The organism is Porphyromonas endodontalis (genome assembly GCF_052173515.1).
Lineage (GTDB): Bacteria > Bacteroidota > Bacteroidia > Bacteroidales > Porphyromonadaceae > Porphyromonas > Porphyromonas endodontalis_A.
In genome coordinates, this window is the sequence record NZ_JBQMYL010000002.1 from 100707 (window position 1) to 120304 (window position 19598).

At 49.6% G+C, this 19598-nt stretch carries 20 protein-coding genes and 1 tRNA gene; 14 read left to right on the forward strand and 7 right to left on the reverse strand.

Translation table 11 applies throughout. The features are described from left to right. Positions 1-4: 4 nt before the first annotated feature. The 11 genes from ACTTHR_RS01405 (at position 5) to ribD (ending at position 10603) form a co-directional block, all read left to right on the forward strand. Positions 5-2452 (forward strand): TonB-dependent receptor, encoded by a 2448-nt coding sequence (locus ACTTHR_RS01405; protein WP_442604915.1) that lies wholly within the window; start codon positions 5-7, stop codon positions 2450-2452. Positions 2453-2463: 11 nt separating this feature from the next. Next, positions 2464-3705, forward strand: coding sequence for a GTPase HflX (hflX, locus tag ACTTHR_RS01410; protein WP_442604916.1), 1242 nt, complete (start codon positions 2464-2466; stop codon positions 3703-3705). Between the two features lie 187 nt (positions 3706-3892). Next, positions 3893-3965, forward strand: a tRNA-Phe gene (locus ACTTHR_RS01415). Positions 3966-4180: 215 nt separating this feature from the next. Beyond that, positions 4181-4846 (forward strand): DUF4271 domain-containing protein, encoded by a 666-nt coding sequence (locus ACTTHR_RS01420; RefSeq protein WP_424777815.1) that lies wholly within the window; start codon positions 4181-4183, stop codon positions 4844-4846. Between the two features lie 29 nt (positions 4847-4875). Further along, positions 4876-5631, forward strand: a complete 756-nt coding sequence (locus ACTTHR_RS01425; protein ID WP_424777816.1) for a uroporphyrinogen-III synthase — start codon at positions 4876-4878, stop codon at positions 5629-5631. Then, entirely contained in the window at positions 5621-6031 is a 411-nt protein-coding gene (locus ACTTHR_RS01430) for a ribonuclease P protein component (RefSeq protein ID WP_424777817.1), read from the forward strand. The genes ACTTHR_RS01425 and ACTTHR_RS01430 overlap by 11 nt, the downstream gene beginning before the upstream one ends. Further along, positions 6021-6272: a membrane protein insertion efficiency factor YidD gene (gene yidD / locus ACTTHR_RS01435; RefSeq protein WP_281676441.1), complete on the forward strand. Its 252-nt coding sequence runs from the start codon at positions 6021-6023 to the stop codon at positions 6270-6272. The genes ACTTHR_RS01430 and yidD overlap by 11 nt, the downstream gene beginning before the upstream one ends. Positions 6273-6290: 18 nt before the next feature. Continuing rightward, on the forward strand, positions 6291-6989 hold the full coding sequence (locus ACTTHR_RS01440) for a TatD family hydrolase (protein WP_442604917.1): 699 nt from the start codon (positions 6291-6293) through the stop codon (positions 6987-6989). Between the two features lie 139 nt (positions 6990-7128). After that, positions 7129-8223, forward strand: a complete 1095-nt coding sequence (locus ACTTHR_RS01445; protein ID WP_304285610.1) for a mannose-1-phosphate guanylyltransferase — start codon at positions 7129-7131, stop codon at positions 8221-8223. A 26-nt stretch (positions 8224-8249) separates the two neighbouring features. Next, complete coding sequence (locus ACTTHR_RS01450) at positions 8250-9578, forward strand: DUF2851 family protein (protein WP_442604918.1); 1329 nt, start codon at positions 8250-8252, stop codon at positions 9576-9578. Beyond that, complete coding sequence (ribD, locus tag ACTTHR_RS01455) at positions 9575-10603, forward strand: bifunctional diaminohydroxyphosphoribosylaminopyrimidine deaminase/5-amino-6-(5-phosphoribosylamino)uracil reductase RibD (RefSeq protein ID WP_442604919.1); 1029 nt, start codon at positions 9575-9577, stop codon at positions 10601-10603. Before ACTTHR_RS01450 ends, ribD begins: the two co-directional genes overlap by 4 nt. An 8-nt stretch (positions 10604-10611) precedes the next feature. On the opposite strand, the gene ACTTHR_RS01460 is transcribed toward ribD, so the two are convergent. The 5 genes from ACTTHR_RS01460 to ACTTHR_RS01480 all read right to left on the reverse strand — a co-directional run bounded on the left by ACTTHR_RS01460 (position 10612) and on the right by ACTTHR_RS01480 (position 14490). Further along, a complete protein-coding gene (locus tag ACTTHR_RS01460; protein ID WP_442604920.1) occupies positions 10612-11178 on the reverse strand; it encodes a 4'-phosphopantetheinyl transferase family protein in 567 nt (188 codons plus the stop codon). Then, complete coding sequence (gene gldE / locus ACTTHR_RS01465; protein ID WP_442604921.1) at positions 11175-12482, reverse strand: gliding motility-associated protein GldE; 1308 nt, start codon at positions 12480-12482, stop codon at positions 11175-11177. The genes ACTTHR_RS01460 and gldE overlap by 4 nt, the downstream gene beginning before the upstream one ends. 22 nt (positions 12483-12504) lie before the next feature. After that, positions 12505-12867, reverse strand: a complete 363-nt coding sequence (locus tag ACTTHR_RS01470) for a single-stranded DNA-binding protein (protein ID WP_004332039.1) — start codon at positions 12865-12867, stop codon at positions 12505-12507. A gap of 229 nt (positions 12868-13096) precedes the next feature. Next, a complete protein-coding gene (locus ACTTHR_RS01475; RefSeq protein ID WP_442604922.1) occupies positions 13097-13807 on the reverse strand; it encodes a hypothetical protein in 711 nt (236 codons plus the stop codon). A gap of 161 nt (positions 13808-13968) precedes the next feature. Beyond that, positions 13969-14490: a hypothetical protein gene (locus ACTTHR_RS01480; protein ID WP_442604923.1), complete on the reverse strand. Its 522-nt coding sequence runs from the start codon at positions 14488-14490 to the stop codon at positions 13969-13971. A gap of 678 nt (positions 14491-15168) precedes the next feature. Between ACTTHR_RS01480 and ACTTHR_RS01485 the strand changes: the two genes are divergently transcribed. Genes ACTTHR_RS01485 through ACTTHR_RS01495 form a run of 3 tightly spaced genes read left to right on the forward strand, consistent with a single transcriptional unit; the run spans position 15169 to position 18124 of the window. Then, positions 15169-16443: a replication-associated recombination protein A gene (locus tag ACTTHR_RS01485; RefSeq protein ID WP_442604924.1), complete on the forward strand. Its 1275-nt coding sequence runs from the start codon at positions 15169-15171 to the stop codon at positions 16441-16443. Between the two features lie 17 nt (positions 16444-16460). Beyond that, the gene (locus ACTTHR_RS01490; RefSeq protein ID WP_442604925.1) at positions 16461-17396 is read left to right on the forward strand and encodes a M48 family metallopeptidase; all 936 of its coding nucleotides are present in this window, start codon (positions 16461-16463) and stop codon (positions 17394-17396) included. Positions 17397-17422: 26 nt separating this feature from the next. Beyond that, entirely contained in the window at positions 17423-18124 is a 702-nt protein-coding gene (locus ACTTHR_RS01495; protein WP_442604926.1) for a MarR family winged helix-turn-helix transcriptional regulator, read from the forward strand. 8 nt (positions 18125-18132) lie between these two features. Here the strand turns inward: ACTTHR_RS01495 and ACTTHR_RS01500 are convergent, their stop codons facing one another. Beyond that, complete coding sequence (locus ACTTHR_RS01500) at positions 18133-18891, reverse strand: ABC transporter permease (protein WP_442604927.1); 759 nt, start codon at positions 18889-18891, stop codon at positions 18133-18135. A gap of 5 nt (positions 18892-18896) precedes the next feature. Further along, positions 18897-19598 (reverse strand): ABC transporter ATP-binding protein, encoded by a 702-nt coding sequence (locus ACTTHR_RS01505; RefSeq protein WP_442604928.1) that lies wholly within the window; start codon positions 19596-19598, stop codon positions 18897-18899.

The following is a 19598-nucleotide window of genomic DNA, read 5'->3' on the forward strand; positions in this document are numbered from 1 at the left end:
GGCAATGAAAGAGCTAATGTGTCGCATCTGGATGGGTCTACTTCTCCTTTGCCTTACGGCGGGAGGGGCATGGTCGCAGCAGCGTATCAAGGTATATGGATACGTAATAGACCGTGAGGATAAACCCATAGAGCTAGCTTCTGTAAAGGTCGCAGGCAAAGCAATAGGTACTGCGACCAATCTCAAGGGGGCTTATTCGCTTGCGCTCTCTCCTACAACGGACTCTATAGCTCTGGAGTTCAGTTGTATAGGTTATCGATCGGTAACCAAGAGTTTCCCAAAAGGTATTACTCAAGACCTTCGGCTCAATGTGACATTGCCCGATGCCTCTACCGAGCTAACCACAGTAGTGGTGGCTGCCCCCTCCAAAAAACAGCAGAACATGAGCACCATAGCTGCGGAAAATATTCGTGTAGCGGTAGGCCCCTCCACTGGAGTAGAGTCCCTTGTTGGTACTTATGCCGGAGTGACGCAAAACAACGAACTGAGTGCGCAATACTCGGTACGTGGGGGAAATTATGACGAAAACATGGTCTATGTAAATGGCATAGAGATCCCGCGTCCCTTACTTGTCCGCACGGCTCAGCAAGAGGGCTTGAGCTTTGTTCATCCCGAGATGACCCAGTCGGTCAACTTTTCTGCAGGAGGATACACCGCAGAGTATGGGGATAAAATGTCTTCGGTGCTCGATATCCGTTACAAAACGCCTAAGGAGTTTGAAGGCTCAGTGGAGGTCGGCTTACAGGGTGATCAGGTGTATATCGGTTCGCGCGGGAAGAGGTTGAGTCAGATTACAGGCTTAAGATTCAAAGACGGACGTACTTTGCTGGGTTCTCTTGATACGAAGGGAGAATACGAACCTCTTTACTTCGATGCTCAAAGTTATATTGTGGGGCGCCTGAGTGATCGCTGGTCGCTCAGCTTCTTGGGGAATGTTTCCCTCACACATTATCAATTTAAGCCTCAGACTAGAGAGACGAGCTTTGGTACCCTATCCGACATAAAAAAACTAAAGGTCTACTTTGAGGGGCAAGAGCGCGACCGCTTTGTTTCTCTTTTTGGAGCCTTCAGTGCCACTTATACTCCCTCGTCGGAGCAACGTCATGTAGTGAGTGTGCACTTTTACAATAGCCGGGAAATGGAGACCTACGACATAGATGGCTCCTATTTCTTAGATAATGCTAAGGAGGGAGATAGTAAGCAACCCAACGTAAGTGACAACTTGAGTGCCCTGGCAACAGGCACAAATATGGAGCATGCTCGCAATCGCTTGCGTTATACGCTGGCTACACTCTCTTATAGTAACCTGCTACAACTGAAACAGGGGCACTTGCTCAAGGGAGGCTTGAGTGCCCGACTTGAGGATGTAAACGACTTTATCAGCGAGTGGACGAGACGCGACTCCGCCGGATACAACGTGCCCCACCACAGCGATCGAATAGAGATGTTGCACAATCTCTACTCCCAGAATCGCCTCCGCAGTTACCGCCTATCCGCTTATCTTGTCGATCAATTTTCGCTCGAACTTCCTCAGGGCGAACTCTCTCTCTATCCCGGGATTCGTGCCTCTTATTGGGGATTTAATAAGGAGTTTATCGCGAGTCCGCGCTTTGTTGCTGCCTTTACCCCGACTCGTCAGAAGGCTCTTACCCTGCGATTTGCTACTGGTTTGTACTATCAAGCTCCTTTCTATAAAGAGATTCGCACCTCACAGCGAGACCAAGAGAATAATAATATTGTCGTACTGAATAAGCAAATCCGATCACAAGGCTCCCTGCATGTGCTCTTGGGAGGAGACTACAACTTCCAATTAGATGGGCGCAACTTCCGCTTTACTACCGAACTATATTATAAGTATCTGTACCACCTCAATCCCTATCGAGTGGACAACGTAAAGGTGCGCTATTTGGGTACCAATACGGGATCGGGCTACGTAGCAGGGATTGATCTAAAGCTGTTTGGACAATTCGTGCCCGATGTAGACTCGTGGCTCACAGCCTCTCTACTGACGAGTAAGCAGCGTATTCCCGGTATCGGAGAGATGCCTCTTCCCAATGCCCCAAGCTACAACGTATCCCTATTTTTCCAAGATTATTTCCCGGGCTACAAGCGCATTCGTTTGAGTTTGCGTGGGGTGCTCTCAGGCGGATTACCTCAGTTCCGCCCCACGGAGGAGTTCCTACCCCCAGCTTTTATCGGCTCCTCCTACAAACGTGTAGACCTTGGGCTTATATATAGGTTCTTTGATCGCTCAACCGATACGGCGCGAGCCAAAAGTTCTTTTTGGAAGCTTTTCTCGGCAGTAGACCTTAGTCTTGAGTGCTTCAACCTCCTCGATAATACCAACGTAAGTGGGTTCTATTGGGTTACGGATGCCTTTCATCAACAATTTGCCGTGCCCAATTACCTAACACGCAGGCAGCTCAATGCTCGCCTCCGTATCGACTTCTGAACTTCTATTTAATGAAAGAATTTATACTTACCGAGACCTCTTCTGAGCTTGCTGTGCTCGTGGGGCTTATTACACCAAAAGTAACCGAGCGTCAGGTACAAGACTATTTAGATGAGCTTGCATTCCTCTCCACCACGGCAGGGATCTCTCCGGTCAAAAGTTTTGTACAACGGCTTGATATGCCCAACTCTGCCACCTTTGTGGGAAAAGGGAAACTCGAAGAAATTGCCTCCTACATACAAGAGAATGAAATAGGACTGGCCATCTTCGACGATGAACTAAGCCCTAAGCAGCTTCGCTGTATAGAAGAGGTGTTACGAGTACGCATCCTCGATCGTACCAGCCTTATCCTCGATATTTTTGCCACAAGGGCACAAACGGCACATGCCAAAACGCAGGTGGAACTTGCTCAATACCGTTATATGCTCCCTCGTCTTACGCGTCTTTGGACGCACCTTGAGCGGCAGCGTGGGGGTGTTGGGATGCGTGGTCCCGGGGAGACACAGCTGGAGACCGACAAGCGGATCATCTTAGACAAGATAAGTCGCCTCAAAGAAGAACTCGTACGTATAGACAAACAGAAAAGCGTACAGCGCAAGAATCGAGGAAAAATGGTGCGAGTGGCTTTGGTGGGCTACACCAATGTGGGGAAGTCAACCCTAATGAATGTGCTCTCCAAAAGCGAGGTGTTTGCCGAGAATAAGCTCTTTGCTACACTAGATACCACAGTACGAAAGGTAATCCTGCACAACCTCCCCTTCTTGATGAGCGACACGGTGGGGTTTATCCGTAAGCTCCCCACGGAGCTGATTGAGAGCTTCAAAAGCACGTTGGACGAGGTGCGAGAAGCCGATCTATTGCTCCATGTTGTGGATTTGTCGCATCCTGACTTTGAGTCGCAAATCGCTGTTGTGGAGGCTACTTTGCGAGAGATTTTGGGCAACGAGAATAAGCCAACCCTTCTGATCTTCAACAAGATTGATGCCTTTACGTTCACCCCGAAAGAGGAGGATGATCTTACCCCAAAAAGTCGAGAAAACTACAGCCGAGAGGAGCTAGAACGCTCTTGGATGGCAAAGATGGGACAAAATTGTTTGTTCGTCTCTGCCCATACGGGAGATGGAATTGAGGGGTTGCGAGCTCTCCTTTATGATAAGGTGCGAGAGATCCATATCAAACGTTATCCCTATAACGACTTCCTATTTCAAGATTACAACGAAGCCTTCTCGGAGGAGGGACTTGTGGATAATTGATTTTATAATCTCCTAGAATTCAGTCTTATATATGTACGTGTGGGACAGGATGGAGACGGGGGTGAAGAAGATTTTGTATAAGTTTTTCGCCTAGGGTATTGTTTATTTCAAAACTATTCGTACCTTTGTGACCGGTTTTAAGGAGGGTGTGTCCTTTGAGAGAAAGGGTTCTTCCTAAAAGACTGATGGTGCCATAGCTCAGTTGGTAGAGCAAAGGACTGAAAATCCTTGTGTCCCCGGTTCGATTCCTGGTGGCACCACTCATGTAAGTTTCATTTCCCCTATACTTTCGTAGAAGGTTTAGGGGTTTTCTTTTTATACCCGCACTCTTCTGTCCTACTATGCACGATACCTCCGACCTCTTCTTGGGCGTTTGCTCAAGGGGCTTTGGGGAGAACTGCGAGAGAGATGTCTCGGGGAGGGATACGTCTTTGAGCCCTCTTTTGTTTGTACCTTTGCCCCCGGTATGCAGGGAATGCTTTTTTGGTCCGGGCAGATTGTAGGCGATATCGCCTTTTCGGTACTCACTTTAGGTCTTCTTCTTATGGGGATAGTTGCCTATAGAGTGCCTGGATTGGTGCGTTTGGTGATGGAGGCAATTGTTTACCAACGCGAGCAACTTTTCTTCGTCCAGGTGCATCGTAATATCCCTTGTTGGTTCTTTCGTGTGGTAGGGCGTGTGCTCTCTGCTATGCTTTTGGCTCTTACTTCCTTTATCTATCTTGATAGAGAGGGCTTTTGGGTTGAGAAGGGTCCCTTCTATATGGTGGTGGGTTATTTAGGGATTTTGGGGGCACTTCTTCTCTTCTTCTGGGGGCGGCGCGTTCTCTATCGCTTCCTAGGTTGGGTCTATCTTCAGCCACGAGTTTACGAAGAGTGGGCTAGTGGTTACGCTCTTTTGGAGTGGATTTGGTCTTTGCCCCTTTACATCGCCATTCTACTAGAGCTTCGCGAAGATACTTTTATGCTCGGTGGATGGCTTTCTCTAGGGGCTTTTTTGCTTTGGAGACTGCTGTTATTACGTCGTACTTTACCACTTCTACGTGCGCAAGGTGTTTCCTATATGTTACTTTCTTTGTACCTTTGTGCCCACGAAATAGTGCCCTTCGTACTATTATTTTGGGCGTTGTTTCGAGGATAGTATTCACTATACGAATAGACACAAGCGAGATGGCTGCACCAACAAAAAAGATCTTGATTTCGCAACCTATGCCCGTCTCTGGGCACTCTCCTTATTTTTCAATCGCAGAGAAGTACGGCTACGAAGTGGAGTTTCGTCAGCTCATCAAGGTAGTACCCGTGGAGGCGGCAGAGTTTCGTCGCCAGCGCGTGGATATTTTGGGGCATAGCGCGATTATCTTTACTTCGAAGAGCGCAATAGATAATTTTTTTGCACTGACTAAGGAACTTCGGATCACCATACCCGAGGGGATGAAATACTTTTGCCAGAGTGAGGCCGTTGCCCTCTACCTCCAAAAGTATATCGTGTATCGAAAACGCAAAGTATTCTATGCTCCCAATAGTTTCTCCCTAGCCGATATGCTTACGGTGATAGGGAAGCATGCCAAAGAGACCTACTTTGTACCGGTGGCAGAGGACCATGGTCAGGAGCTTTTTGATAAGCTTACCGAGAAGAAAATAACCTTCCATAGTGCAGTAATGTATCGTACGGTCACTCGAGACTTCGAGGAACCCCTCCCCATAGATCACGATATTATTCTCTTTTTCAGCCCTTACGGGATTCGCTCTGTCAAGGAGCTTTATCCCGATTTCGAGCAGGGAGACAGGGTGGTTGGCTCTTTTGGGAGTCTCACTACAGAGTCTCTAAAGGAGCGTGGAATACGCGTTGATTTTACCGCTCCCACCCCCGAATGCCCCAGTATGGTCGTTGCTCTAGAGAAGTATCTCAGCGAGCATGCCGAGTAAGGGGTTGGGCTTGACCAAACCCGAGCGGCTCTATCTTCGCGACGATATTCGTTGTCTTTTTGAGAAAAGTTCGGGATCCTTTATCGCTTATCCGCTACGTGTTGTGTATCGTATTGCGCCCAAGAGCGATGGAGATAAGCCGGCTCTTTCCGTACTGATAAGCGTTGCCAAAAAGCGTTTTAAGCATGCTGTAGATCGTAATAGAGTAAAGCGGCTTATCCGAGAGGCTTATCGCGTACAAAAATCTCAACTCTACAATGAGGTAGAAGCCAAGGGGCTTACCATACATTTTGCTTTGCTAATGCTGGATAAAGAACTTCCTTCGTTCTCCCAAGTGACGGCTGCTGTGCAGAAGACATTCCGCCGCTTAGAGAGAGAGGTGGCACGTTATGAGCAGTAAAAACAGATTCCGAAAAGGGGTGCGTCATTGGCTCGTAGTGCTTCTCTCTGCACCCATTCACTTCTATAGAGGGGCGATCTCTCCCTTGTTCCCTCCCTCCTGCCGATTTACTCCCACTTGTTCGCAGTATGCCCTGGAGGCACTCCGTAAACATGGCCCTATTAAGGGCGCGTGGTTGGCAATCTGGCGCATCTTGAGGTGCAATCCGTGGGGTGGAAGTGGGTACGATCCGGTACCTTAAAGGGGATTCTCTACTACTATGGAACTATCTTCAGCCTTAATACAATCAAATTCTTCGATGGATTTCTGGGATTTTCACTCCCATCAAAGGGGGCGTTTCGCGCTTTGTAGCTGTGATCTTTTGCGAGAAGAAGTGCCTCCTATTGCCGATTGTCCCTACCTCTCTGTGGGGCTACACCCTTGGTCGTTGCCTCGGGAAGTTTCTTCTCCCACTGTGGAAATGGCATTGGAGCAGTTGAATAAGCTAGCCCAAGAGGGCAGAATTGTAGCCGTGGGAGAGGCTGGATGGGATGCACACTCGTCAGCCGCGATGGATTACCAGCAGCAGCTCGTAGAGGCTCAGTGGCAGATTGCCGAAGAGAATAGGCTACCCATGATTTTGCACGTGGTTAAGCGTTGGCAAGAGCTAGAGTATTTTATTCGCAGATCACACCCTACAAATCCTCTTATTGTACATGGATTTCGAGGAAAAGCTCCCCTAGCACAACGATTGCTTCAGCTGGGCGTCTGGCTCTCTTTTGGCCGCTACTATAACAGAGAATCCCTATGCGAGGCTTGGAAGGCGGGGCGATTGCTTCTCGAGACCGACGATTCTTCTCTCCCCATTGCGTCTATTTATCAAGCTGTTGCAGAGGATTTGGGGATCGACCTAAGCTTGCTGCGCGATAGACTTACGGGTATTGCCCATCAGCTTTTTAGAGTCGAAAATCTTTTCTAAGTTACGCGTCTTCGGGGCGGATTTAGAGTGCATCGCAGAGTTTTGGAGGGGAATGTCCTAATAATTCTTCGTGCAAGCGGACTTGAGTTGTGCAATAAGGGTTATCTTTGTGCTACATAAATAGACAAAGTAAGTTGCGATGAACAGCAAATTCTATTGCGTTATTATGGGCGGCGGTGTAGGGAGCCGCTTTTGGCCCGTTAGCCGTGAAAACAAACCAAAGCAATTCCTCGATTTTTTTGGAACAGGCGAGTCTCTTTTGCAACAGACCTTCCGACGAATGAGTCAATTCGTCCCAAAAGAGAATATCCTAATAGTCACAAACGAAGTATATATAGAGGAGACGCTTAGGCAGCTTCCGGAGCTTCTCCCCGAGCAGATCTTGGCAGAGCCCATACGGCGTAATACCGCGCCTTGTATTGCCTACGCCGCCTATCACATCCGCTCGAAATGCCCGGATGCTTCTATTTTTGTCACCCCCTCCGATCATATAATACTGCAAGAGGCGCGCTTTGCGGAGTTTGCAACAAAGGCCTTGGAGTACGTAGCCGAGCATGATAGTTTGGTGACGTTGGGCATTATGGCCTCTCGTCCCGAAACCGGATACGGCTACATCCAGATGGATCCGGAGAAGAGTGGCGACCTAAGTGGAGGCTTCTTGCGTGTGAAGGTCTTTACCGAAAAGCCCGATCGCGAGATGGCAGAACTCTTTGTCAAGAGCGGGGATTTCTTGTGGAATAGTGGTATGTTCGCTTGGAATGTATCGGCTATCCTCTCGGCAATTGAAGAGCATGCCGGCGAAGTGGCAGAGGTGCTAGGTGCCGGGGCAGAGGTCTATGGTACGAGTGGAGAGTCCGCTTTTATCCGAGAGGCATTCCCTTGTTGCCCTAGTATCTCAATAGACTATGCCGTAATGGAAAAGGCGCAAAATGTGCTCGTTTTGCCTAGTGACTTTGGATGGGCCGACTTAGGGACTTGGGGGGCCGTTTATGAGCATGCCGAGAAGGATGAGGCCGGCAATGCCGCCTTGGGTACACGCTGCATATTCCAGGAGGCCTCGGGCAATGTGGTTAGTCTCTCCGACCCCTCTCGCATCGTGGTGATGCGGAGCGTCTCAGATTGCATTGTGGCAGAGCATGACAATGTGCTCCTTATATGCAAGCGAAGCGAAGAGCAACGTGTAAAGGGCATGATGGCTGAGGCCGAATTGCAATTTGGCAAAGAATACATCTAAATCTTTCCCTCTTTTTCTTATCGAATATGGCGGGTGGTAAAGGCGATGGTGGCGAGGTTGTACTGCAAACTGCTTGGCTAAGGCGTTTTTACCACTCGTTGCATTTTTATCATATAGAGCCGAGCGAGTCTGATTCTTCTCGTGCCATAGAGGTCCTTTATCCCGGGGAGATCAATTGGGATGGTGGCCCCGATTTCTTCAATGCTAGGTTGCGTATAGGCTCCATTGTGTGGGCGGGCAATGTAGAGGTGCACCGAAAGGCCTCGGAATGGCTCAAGCATAAACATCATCTAGACCCCGCCTACGATAGCACCATCCTGCACGTTGTTGTGGAGGATGACCTGCCTATCTATAGCCGACTAACGGGAGCCCCTCTCTTTACCTGCGTGATGGATCTTCGCCCGATAGACCTAGAGCGTGCAACGGATTATCTGCAACACGAGGGGGCTATACCCTGCAGTGAGCGAGCCTTAGACCCTCCTCCCATCTCGTGGCACTCTTGGAGCCAATCTCTTTTTGCTAAAAGGATCATTGCCAAAGCCCAGCGATTTATTTCCCTCTACGAAACGTCCGGTAGCGACCTGGGCACTGTGTTGCATCTTCTCCTATTGCGCTACTTGGGGAGCCGCGTTAATAATGAGGCCTTTGAGCAGGTAGCTCGATCTCTCCCTTTGAGGGTTATTCGAAAGCATACAGACCGGCTACCCATGTTGGAGGCGCTCTATTTGGGTCAAGCTGCCTTGCTAGAGGGGGCTCCCATGGATAGTTATCAGGAGGATCTCGCTGAGCGTTATCGCTTCCTTCGCACTAAGTACCAATTAACCCCCATCCCCCGAGGGGAGGTGCGTTTGCTCCGTCTTCGTCCCTCCGCTTTCCCCCATAGGCGATTGGCCTATATGGCGGCACTTCGTCATCGCTACCCCCTATTAGAGAGCGAATTGATGAGGATTACTAATACCCGTGAATTGCAGCATCTTTTGGATGTTCCCCCCTCGGATTACTGGCAACTCCACTATACTTTTGGAGCCGAAGCGGAGAAAGCCCTCGCGTCTCTATCTGCAAGTACGATAGACTCCCTCTTTCTCAATGTGCTTATTCCCTTTCCTCTTCTTGATGCCTACGCCCATGGAGTCGAGCCCTCTGCCGAAGCCCTCGAAGAGGCTTGGGCGAGAGCCTCACAACTAAAGCCCGAGAAAAATAGTATTACCAATAGAATTGCCGCTATCAATCTGCCGCAGGAGCACGCTGCTCATAGCCAAGCCGCTTTGGAGCTCTGGGAGAGCCTCTGTTCGCATCGCTCCTGTTACCTCTGCCCCCTAGGGCGAAAGTTATTCTCTCACTCCACTACATTATGACTACAAACGATACTCTTTATATGCAACGCTGCCTCGATTTGGCAGCTCTAGCTACGGGTTACACCTCTCCCAATCCCCTTGTGGGGGCGGTTCTTGTGCATCAAGATCGGATTATAGGGGAGGGCTATCACCACAGAGCCGGAGAGCCTCATGCTGAGGTAAATTGCTTTGCATCGGTACGCCCCGAGGACGAGAAATGGATTGCCCAGAGTACTCTATACGTCAGTCTTGAGCCCTGCTCGCACTATGGGAAAACACCCCCTTGCGCCGAACTCGTCTTGCAGAAGAGGGTACCTCGCGTAGTGGTTGCCATGCAAGATCCGTTCCCAGAGGTGGCAGGAAAGGGCATTGCCCTCCTTCGCAGTAATGGCGTAGAGGTAGAAGTGGGTGTGCTGGAAGAGAAGGCACGAAGGCTCAATCGCTTTTTCCTCACAGCTGTAGAAAAAAATAGACCTTGGGTCACGCTCAAATGGGCGCAGAGCCGTGATGGCTTTATCGATAGGGTACGGGAGGATGCTTCCCAACGTCCCGAGGTTTTTAGTTCTCCCATCAGGCAGCGTTATGTCCACTATTTGCGCCATTGCCACGATGCTATTTTGGTGGGTCGGCGTACTATAGAGCTAGACAATCCCTCCCTGACTAATCGTTTTTGGTGGGGTACCTCTCCCCAGCCCGTTGTACTAGATAGTGAGGGTGTGCTGTGCCATCAAGCCTATAAAATCAATCAGAATAGCACCTCCAAGCCCTGGTTTATCGTCTCTCCCTCAGCGTTCCGCCCTCAGCCTCTGCCCGAGAATTGCATTGCGATAGAGCGTGATGAGCATTTTATTGCAAGCCTATTGGAGACGCTCGCCTCCCGCAAAATCCAATCTCTTCTTGTGGAGGGGGGAGCCCAAGCACTACAAGCTTTCCTTGATAGTGGGCTCTATGATGCTGTGGAGCGAGAGGTCAGCCCTCGTTTGCTGCATGAGGGCGTGGCGGCTCCCATTTACTCGGGAGATGCGAAATGTTCTCTCCTAGACTAGACTTCGAATTACCCTCTGAATAGAGCGCAATAGGCGAGCAAATACTCTTGATGCAGGTAGAAGTGAAGGGGTATTTGGAGCGGCTCTTCGTCCGATGGATGGTAAGAAATGACGGGGCGATGGGGATAATGAGAGAGGGTGTAGTGCCGGCGAAAGTCCACCGAGGCGTTGGGGATGGCTTTGTAGACCGCCTCACGAGCGCACCAAGCCGCTAGCGCATAGCGCGATTGCTCATGAGAGGGGAGTGTGGAGAGCAGCGAGAGTTCTTCTTGGGATAAGAAGCGAGCTGCAAGACGAAGAGGACGCGAGAAATCAGTTTCTAGGTCAACGCCCACACGCCATTGAGGGGGAGCTGTGAGGAGAGCTAGGTAATCCCCCGAGTGACTAAGAGAGAGTTGAATCTGACTTCCTCGGAGCTGTGGGGCACCGTCTGCCGAATGTGTGAGGCTGTTATGGGGGTAGAGTAATTGGAGAAGATGTTGAGACGCTTGGCGTTGTTGCTCACGACTAAAACGTGATGGCACGGGGGATAGCCCTAGAAGCCTACTAATATGTACAACGAGAGGTTGTATCATGAGGCAGAGGCGGTAGCGGGAGGGATCACACGCATTTGCATGATTCGATGCTTTTCTACCTTGGTAATTTCAAAGCGATAGCCTCGATAGGTGACAAAGGCTCCCACACGGGGCAACTCCTGTTTCAGCTCCAAAAAGATACCGCCTAGGGTATCAATCTCTTGGGTTAAGGGCTCGAAAAGAGAGTCTTCTAGGGATAAGTAGCGACAGAAGTCGTTAATCTGAGTTTTCCCCTCAAATAAAAAGGAGCCATCGGCCAGGCGAGTGTAGGGTAGCTCGTCTTCGTCGTACTCGTCGGTGATCTCTCCTACAATTTCTTCCAAAATATCCTCAAGAGTAATCAATCCTGAGGTGCCTCCATATTCGTCTACGACAATGGAGATATGCCGATGCTCGGAGCGGAACTCCTCAAGCAGATCGTCTATCTTTTTATTTTCGGGTACAAAGTTGGCAGGGCGTATCAGGGTATGCCAATCGAAGTCGGCTCCGGCTGTGGTGTAGGGTAGGCAGTCTTTGATGTAAAGGATCCCTTTGATCACATCTTGCGTTCCCAAGAAAACGGGGATTCGAGAGTAGCCGGCATCCAGCACAAAGCGTAGCGTGGTCGCAAAATCCCATTGGTAGTCAATCATTACCATGTCTACACGCGGCACCATAATCTCGTCCGCCGTCTTGTCGTGGAACTTAATAATCTCGCCAATGAGTTTGCTTTGCGTCTCGTTTTTCCCCTCGGTCAGCTCTACGGCTCGTGAGAGATCGTCTACGGATAGCTCGTAGTGTTTTTTCCCTCTCCGCTCGAGTATAGAAGAGGTCTTTACAAGAGGTATGGTAAATGGGGAGAGCACCTTCACCAGGGGTTGCATGATGTGCGCCGAAAAACGGCTGAACGTGAGCGGATGCTGCTGGGCATATACCTTGGGAATAATCTCGCAGAAGAGTAGGAGTACAAAGGTGAGTACGATGGTCTGAAGTACAAAGCTAAGTACGCTGTTGATGCCAAAATCGAAGAGAAGGTGTACGAGATAGTTCGACGAAAGCACAATGCCGATGTTGATAATATTATTGCCAATTAGGATTGTGGCAAGTAGTTTTTCTGAATTCTCGAGGAGAGCGAGAAGTTTTTGGTCGTGGGGCGCTTTCGACTCGCGGATGAGGTGAATATCTTGCGGCGATAGCGAGAAAAACGAAACTTCGGAAGAAGACATATACCCCGATAGGACGATGAGGAGTAGGATAATCCCCAACGTGATAGCGGCTTGCCAGCCAAAGGGATAAACGATAATACCGGAGAAAAGGCTATCCATCTTGAGCTAGAGAATAAAAGGGCTACTTGGGGGCTTGGGAATATTCACGAGGAGGATTCCCCACAAAGTGGAGACGCTCTGCTACAATCTCTGTGATGGAGTGCATGGTACCTTGCTTATCGGTATAGTTGCGGTAACTGATCCTACCCTCCACGGCAAGAAGAGAGCCCTTGCGCACCCATTGCTCTGCAAAGGCGGCTTGCTCCCCAAAGGCTACAATGCGATGCCACTCGGTTTGCTCCTCGCGTGCGCCTCCGGTGGCTGTTTTTCCTACGGTGTGTGTAGTAGCTAAGGAGAAGTTGGCTACGGAGAACCGCTCTTTGAGGTAGCGAATCTCGGGGTCTTTGCCTACATAACCAACGAGTATTACTTTGTTTATCGACATTGTCTATATCGGTGTTTCTAGGTGGCAAAGGTAGCAGTTTATCCTGACCTCTGCCCTCTTTTGGTGGCTTTTCTCTCCCTTTTGTATTGCATTTGCCCTTTCTAGAGGGTGGGGGAGAAGACAAAAATAGAGGGAATCGCCCCCCACAAAATAGCAAGCCCCTTGAGAGTCCGTCTGCCGAACTCTCAAAGGGCTTACGTTTATGAAATCTTCTATTTCAGTCTCGAAGTTAGAACCAGTAAGCAGCTCCAATCTTAAAGAAATTGAGCTTGATGGGAGGTTGAGAGTCATTAACAATACCATGAACCCACGTAGGATTTAGATCTCTCATGTAGGAGGCCGATAGCTCTAATTGCTTCCAAACTCTATAATCTACAGCAGCAATAATCCCAACACGAGACTCATTTTCTGCAATTGTGAGTCTATTGCTTTTTCCGGGAACCGGTATAACTACTGTATTATAAGCATCAAAAGGCTCAAACGTCATGTTTTCATCGGGAGTTGCTGTGTAGTGTATGCTCCCTTTTAATCCACGTGTCCAATAAGCTCCGGCACGCACCGAAAGATTGCCATCAAGGAACGAGTTGAAGCGAACCCCTAGGGTAAGAGGAACATTAAGTACATGGTCTTGCCATCTGAATCGGAATGGGCTTTTGCCAGCCAAATCCGGGTTTTGAAAAAGATTTCGTTCAATTGAAGAGGCATAGTAGTTGCTGTACTGAGCATCAAGACGGACTTGTAGACTTACACTAGGAGAATCTTGGAAAAAAGTGTACCGCACAGAGGCTCCGATGCCAAAGGTTCGCCCCATTTTAGAGAACCCGGGACCCGAAACCCCTCCAAAGTCTACAATGGGGGCTACTTCAATTTGAGCAAGCATTTTTGTTGGTGCCACTGCAAGCAAAAGCAACCCTACAATAGAAATAATTTTCTTCTTCATCACTATAATATCTTTGTTTACCTATTGTTCTTTACGAGATAGTTCTGCGGTAACTAGAAACTCGCATTGAATATTCAATTGCAAATGTATGGTATTTTTTTTAGTTGCAATTTCTTGTGATTTTCTGCTGTTGTCGTGAAGAATAGTGTCTTTTGGGGCGGTTAGGATGCCGGAAAGGGAGGGATTTTGATCGCGTTTGAGGTGGAGAGGCTCTTCCCTTCTTTGAATTTGACCCTTACCGAGAAGGTAACCTCTTGCCCTATCAATGATTGAAAAGGCATATCCGTGGTATAAAAATCCCAATCGGGATAGGAGGCTAAAGCCCTCGCTATCTCTTCGGGGATATGGGCACGAGCGAGGGAGCGTTTCTGGTAAAAATCCCAGTTGTAGCCACTTTTGATAAACGAGAGATTATCGAGGAATTGGAAAATAAAGATCCTATTCAACTCGTCTCCTGCCTTAAAATGCTCATTAAAATCGTGATCACATGTAATCGAGATCTCCTCCGGAGTATTGATTTGCCCCACTACATTTCTAGGGGTTGTATCTCCTCGCGATATGGGACACTTCACGTCTCCTATTTTTGCTAAGAAGATGCGGTTTTTCTCTATTCCATCGTCGAAGTCCGTAAAGCGCGTTGTGCTATCTCGCAAGATGAGAGCAAAAATTCCGGGACTTTCCATCTTCAATCCAAGCGAAGAAGCCTCCTGAGACTGCAAATCAGAGTGAGTTGTAGTCAATATGCATGTATCTGCATCTACGAAGTCGGAGATGTAATGATTGTACTTAAGCCGATAGTCACAGCTGCTAAAAGTAACTATGCACCCTAGACACAAGGCGCAACAGCTCAATAAAAAATGTCCTTTTCTCATGTTGGTTCGAACTAATAGGTGCGTTGTTTTATTTCTAATTCTTTTACAAAGATAGGGATGTCGGCTGATTTTTCCAACCTATTTTGTCTTTGTCTAAAGGGGGGGAGGCTTGCTACTATGGTTCCGCTGCGAGATAGGGACAGAGGGGAGGGCATTGTATTAGGTGTGAAATGCGGAGAAAACGCTGCCTGGAAAAAATTCCGCCGTAGGCTGAAAATAAAAAGTTTCTCGGGCAGGAACGAAAAGTTTTTAGGCTGGTTTCCCCCTTCAAAAACAGCCAAAAAAGAAAAGAGAATTACCCGGAGCTCCCAAAAGGCTCTAGCTTATTGCTTACGCCCGATGCTCCTGGTGGATTTTGTTGTGCAGGAGAATTAGAAAAAGAAATATGTACCTTTGCTCCAGGAAATAGTACGGAAAAAGCGTATTGTGCTATCCCCCTTTAGCCCTATGGATCGCCCAAACAACCCCCATCAACCGCTAGCAGAGCGCATGAGACCTACTACTCTAGAGGAGTATGTGGGGCAGCGTCATATTGTGGCAGAGACGGCTCCTTTGGGGCGGATGATCCGATCGGGTAAGGTGCCCTCTCTGATTTTGTGGGGACCTCCGGGGGTGGGTAAAACAACCCTTGCGGAGCTGATAGCCCACAGTGTGGAGGCTCCTTTTTACAAGCTAAGTGCAGTAGGCTCGGGCGTGGGCGATGTGCGCCGCGTCTTGGAGGAGGCAGAGCGTAGCACACAGGGCTTTTTTGCCGCCAAGAGTCGCCCTCTCCTCTTTATCGATGAAATTCATCGATTTTCCAAAAGTCAGCAAGACTCTTTACTCGCTGCCGTAGAGCGCGGTATTGTCACACTCATTGGTGCCACGACCGAGAACCCCTCGTTTGAGGTGATTCGTCCGCTTCTCTCGCGTTGTCAGGTCTTTGTATTGCAGAGCTTAGAACCCGAAGATTTGCGACAATTGCTCAAGAGGGCCATCTCTACAGATATTTATTTGGTGCCCCGTAAGGTGAAGATAGAGAGTGACAAGCAGCTCCTTGCCTATGCCGGGGGCGACGCCCGTAAGCTCCTCAATCTACTAGAGATTTTGGCAGGGGCAACCTCGGCTACCCCTCTCGTTATTACGGATGAATTGGTGCGCGAGAGTATGATGCGCCAGCCCATGGCTTTTGACAAAGGAGGCGAGATGCACTACGACATTGCTTCGGCCTTTATCAAAAGTATCCGAGGCAGTGACCCCGATGCGGCACTCTATTGGATGGCTCGCCTTATTGAGGGCGGAGAAAATCCCCGTTTCGTGGCTCGTCGGATTGTGATTTCGGCTGCCGAAGATATTGGCCTGGCCAACCCCAATGCCCTGATGATAGCCAATGCGGCGGCTCAAGCTGTGGAACTGATAGGTTGGCCGGAGGGGCGTATTCCACTCGCCGAGGCGGTGGTTTATTTGGCAGCATCGCCCAAGAGTAACTCCGCCTACCTTGCCATAGATTCCGCCCTTGCCTACGTGCGCAACTCGGGCAACCTGCCCGTACCGCTTCATCTCCGCAATGCGCCCACTCAGCTGATGGGGGACTTGGGGTATGGAGTAGGTTATAAATATCCTCATGACTACGACAAGCACTATGTGCCACAAGAGTACCTCCCCTCGGAGGCGCGTGGGCAACACTTCTATACCCCCCAGGTTACCGGGGCAGCGGAGAGAAGGCTCGTGGAGTATCTGGAGTTTATCCATGAGGAGAAAAAAGAATCAGACAAAAACATTTAAAAACAATAAACAACACTATGAACTTACATCAGCGCGCTTTTTCGCTTCGACTCCTCTTATCTCTAGCGTTTCCCCTGCTTTGGGTAGCTTGTGGTACAGTGCCTATCTCGGGGAGGAAGTCGCTTAATCTTGTTCCGGAATCCCAAATCATAGCACAGAGTGCCGCCCAATACACCGAGTATGTGCGGCAGATGCCACACAGCGACGACCCCAAACAGGTGGAGCGAGTGAGGGAGGTGTGCCAGCGCGTTGCCGATGCTGCCACCAGCTACCTCCGCAAGAATAACCTTAACGACCTTGCCCAGCAGATGAAGTGGGAGTTTACGGTAATTGCAGACAGACGCGTCAATGCCTTCTGCATGCCGGGCGGAAAGATTGTTATCTATACCGGTATTTTGCCCCTATGTGCTACCGACGACGAACTTGCTACGGTGGTGTCGCACGAGGTAAGTCACGCTATTGCTCGCCATAGCAACGAGCGACTCAGTACCGAGATCCTGCGTCAGATGGGTGGGCGTGTGCTTGTCTCTGCCGTTGGTTCTACCTCCGCTATCACCAATACCGTGATACAGCAGGCTTACGGCTTGGGTTCGCAAGTACTTGTTTCGCTACCCTATAGTCGTAAGCAGGAGCACGAAGCCGACCAAATAGGTCTTGTATTTATGGCCATGGCGGGCTATAACCCCGAACAGGCAATCAGCTTTTGGAAGAAAATGGCGCAGCAGGGAGGAGGCTCTACTTCGGAGCTATTGAGTACCCACCCCAGCGATGCCAATCGTATCAAGGCTATCGGGGAGTACCTACCCAAGGCTCTGCCTTACTATCAAGAGTATCTAGCCCAACAAAAGATAGAGCAGCCCAAAACGCCTTCTACTCCTGCTAAAGACAAGAAGGATACGAACCGCAAACCCACCAATAAGAAGAAGTCGAAAAAGAAATCCACTAAAAAGTAATTCTCCTCTTTTTATCCCAATATCCCATGAACTCATACCAGTTGATAGCGCAACTTTTACCCGAACTGGAGGCATACGGAGCCATCTGTCCCGAGGGGGAAGAGACGGATCTCGCCTCTTTTTCCGCCTTCCTGAGTGAGCGAGTACGCTACCGAGCCGATCGCTTGCCTGGGGGGCAAGAAGTCCCCAAAACAGAGCAAGATGAGGTACTCCTTGAGGCTGCCATGGCGCGCGAGATTAGCCATCTATTCCGCTACATGCGGGGGTATTTTAGGAAGGCTTTGCGCTCCAATAAGTCGGTTATTACGATGGATGATTATACCTATTTGGTTTGCCTTCTGAGGATCCCCATGATGACCAAGACCGAGCTAAACAACCTCAATGTGATGGAAAAAACAAGCTGTACGGAGGTAATCAATCGGCTCTTACTTCGCGGGCTTATAGAGCAGCACGGAAACGAAGAGGACCATAGGAGCTTCTATGTCTCCATTACGGAAAAAGGGCGTGAAGAGGTAGTGAAATTATTCCCCGAACTCAAGAAGATTGTTACGATATTCTTCTCGGGGATCACTCTACCGCAGAAAATTGTACTGCATCAGCTGCATCAGAGGCTTGCGGACTGCAATCAGGTGTTCTTTTTGGAGCATCGAGATGAGAATATCGAGGAACTTTACCGCCGAGTCAATGAGAAGGTGGCAGGGGAGACTTCTCCCAGAATAGAAGGGTAAGGCTACTTCTACTGAGCGCGTCGCCAAGGGGCTAAGAGATACTCCGCGCAGTCGGTAAGCACAAAAAGTAGGAAGCCCGTAGCTCCTAAGAAGGCGATGCCGGCATACATATTGAGGTAGTCTACTCGCATCCAAGCATTAACTATATAGTACCCCATACCCCGCGAGGTGCCGTATGTCTCCGTAACAAAGAGTACAGAGACAGCGGTGCCTATGGCTATGCGTAGAGCCGAAAGCAGGGCGGGCACAAGAGCCGGTAGTAAAAGATGGCGCAGCATGGCCGTCGGCGAAGCCCCGAGTGAATGCATCACAATGTAGTTGTCTTTGGGGATGGCAGCAAGGGCATCACGTAGAGAAACTATCAGTTGGAAGAGCACGATTAGGAGGATCATGATAATCTTTGTACTCTCACCAAGTCCCCCCAAGAGCATGACAATAGGAAGCAAAGCAAGCTTGGGAATGGGGTAGGAAAAGTAGATAAAGGCATCGAAGACCTTGCCAAAGTGCCGGTAGCGGTGCATGGCAAGGGCAATGATGAGGGCGATAAGGAGGGCGAGAGCAAGCCCTACCCCAATGCGGCCAAGGCTAGCCATGAGGTGCCCGGCCATACCCTCTTGCCAAGCCGTAGGCATGTGGGCATACACAGCCCAAGGGGTGGGGAGGAGAGCCTTCTGCATTGCAAGGGAAAGGGTAGCCCAAAGAAGGTGAAGCAACAATGCCCCCAAGAGGATGTATCCTAAACGAGCAAAAAGAGACTGATTGGGCATGAGGGTTAGGCTAGCTTGGTCAAGATATTACGGATCTCCTGCTCCGAGGGATCATGTAGGTCGGCAATAATTTTCCCTGGCTTCCCCCCTATGAGTAGAACGTGACCGGCAAGCAGTGCTGCCTCTCTAGGGTTATGTGTTACAAAGAGGCAAGTAGTGGGGAACTCTGCGAGCAGACTGCGAAATAGAGCATAGCTGCGCTCTGCTGTTGCCATATCAAGGGCGGAGAAGGGTTCATCTAGGAGCAGAAGATCGGGCTTCATCACAAAGGCTCTCGCCAAAGCAACCCTCTGCCGCTCCCCTCCACTAAGGGTATGAGGGTAACGCTTTAAGAGGTCGGCTAGTCCCAGCACTTGCACAATTTCCTCAAAAAAATCTGTGTCTACAATGTCGTGCCCAAGGTGAGCTGGTAGCAGGATATTCTCCCGTACTCTCTTCCAAGCTAGGAGGCCATAGTTCTGAGGAACAAATGCCAAACGATGGCGCTTGGGGTTGGGAGCCTCTCCAAAAATCTGTACAACTCCTTGGGTTGGGGGTATTAGTCCCGCGAAAACACGCATCAGGGAAGACTTACCACTCCCCGAAGATCCTGCCAGAGCACAGATCTCCCCCCGAGGGATGCTGAGGTTTATATCTTCTACAGCCAAGGCGCTGTTGGCACCATGGCCGTAGGAGAGAGAGAGGTGCTGGGCGGTGAGAGCCTCCAT

What these genes read in the sequence shown, in the direction of transcription:
- ACTTHR_RS01405 (WP_442604915.1), top strand. Translation starts at nt 5, where the DNA reads ATGAAAGAGCTAATGTGTCGCATCTGGATGGGTCTACTTCTCCTTTGC.
- hflX (WP_442604916.1), top strand. Translation starts at nt 2,464, where the DNA reads ATGAAAGAATTTATACTTACCGAGACCTCTTCTGAGCTTGCTGTGCTC.
- ACTTHR_RS01420 (WP_424777815.1), top strand. Translation starts at nt 4,181, where the DNA reads ATGCTTTTTTGGTCCGGGCAGATTGTAGGCGATATCGCCTTTTCGGTA.
- ACTTHR_RS01425 (WP_424777816.1), top strand. Translation starts at nt 4,876, where the DNA reads ATGGCTGCACCAACAAAAAAGATCTTGATTTCGCAACCTATGCCCGTC.
- ACTTHR_RS01430 (WP_424777817.1), top strand. Translation starts at nt 5,621, where the DNA reads ATGCCGAGTAAGGGGTTGGGCTTGACCAAACCCGAGCGGCTCTATCTT.
- yidD (WP_281676441.1), top strand. Translation starts at nt 6,021, where the DNA reads ATGAGCAGTAAAAACAGATTCCGAAAAGGGGTGCGTCATTGGCTCGTA.
- ACTTHR_RS01440 (WP_442604917.1), top strand. Translation starts at nt 6,291, where the DNA reads ATGGAACTATCTTCAGCCTTAATACAATCAAATTCTTCGATGGATTTC.
- ACTTHR_RS01445 (WP_304285610.1), top strand. Translation starts at nt 7,129, where the DNA reads ATGAACAGCAAATTCTATTGCGTTATTATGGGCGGCGGTGTAGGGAGC.
- ACTTHR_RS01450 (WP_442604918.1), top strand. Translation starts at nt 8,250, where the DNA reads ATGGCGGGTGGTAAAGGCGATGGTGGCGAGGTTGTACTGCAAACTGCT.
- ribD (WP_442604919.1), top strand. Translation starts at nt 9,575, where the DNA reads ATGACTACAAACGATACTCTTTATATGCAACGCTGCCTCGATTTGGCA.
- ACTTHR_RS01460 (WP_442604920.1), bottom strand. Translation starts at nt 11,178, where the DNA reads ATGATACAACCTCTCGTTGTACATATTAGTAGGCTTCTAGGGCTATCC.
- gldE (WP_442604921.1), bottom strand. Translation starts at nt 12,482, where the DNA reads ATGGATAGCCTTTTCTCCGGTATTATCGTTTATCCCTTTGGCTGGCAA.
- ACTTHR_RS01470 (WP_004332039.1), bottom strand. Translation starts at nt 12,867, where the DNA reads ATGTCGATAAACAAAGTAATACTCGTTGGTTATGTAGGCAAAGACCCC.
- ACTTHR_RS01475 (WP_442604922.1), bottom strand. Translation starts at nt 13,807, where the DNA reads ATGAAGAAGAAAATTATTTCTATTGTAGGGTTGCTTTTGCTTGCAGTG.
- ACTTHR_RS01480 (WP_442604923.1), bottom strand. Translation starts at nt 14,490, where the DNA reads ATGGAAAGTCCCGGAATTTTTGCTCTCATCTTGCGAGATAGCACAACG.
- ACTTHR_RS01485 (WP_442604924.1), top strand. Translation starts at nt 15,169, where the DNA reads ATGAGACCTACTACTCTAGAGGAGTATGTGGGGCAGCGTCATATTGTG.
- ACTTHR_RS01490 (WP_442604925.1), top strand. Translation starts at nt 16,461, where the DNA reads ATGAACTTACATCAGCGCGCTTTTTCGCTTCGACTCCTCTTATCTCTA.
- ACTTHR_RS01495 (WP_442604926.1), top strand. Translation starts at nt 17,423, where the DNA reads ATGAACTCATACCAGTTGATAGCGCAACTTTTACCCGAACTGGAGGCA.
- ACTTHR_RS01500 (WP_442604927.1), bottom strand. Translation starts at nt 18,891, where the DNA reads ATGCCCAATCAGTCTCTTTTTGCTCGTTTAGGATACATCCTCTTGGGG.
- ACTTHR_RS01505 (WP_442604928.1), bottom strand. Translation starts at nt 19,598, where the DNA reads ATGGAGGCTCTCACCGCCCAGCACCTCTCTCTCTCCTACGGCCATGGT.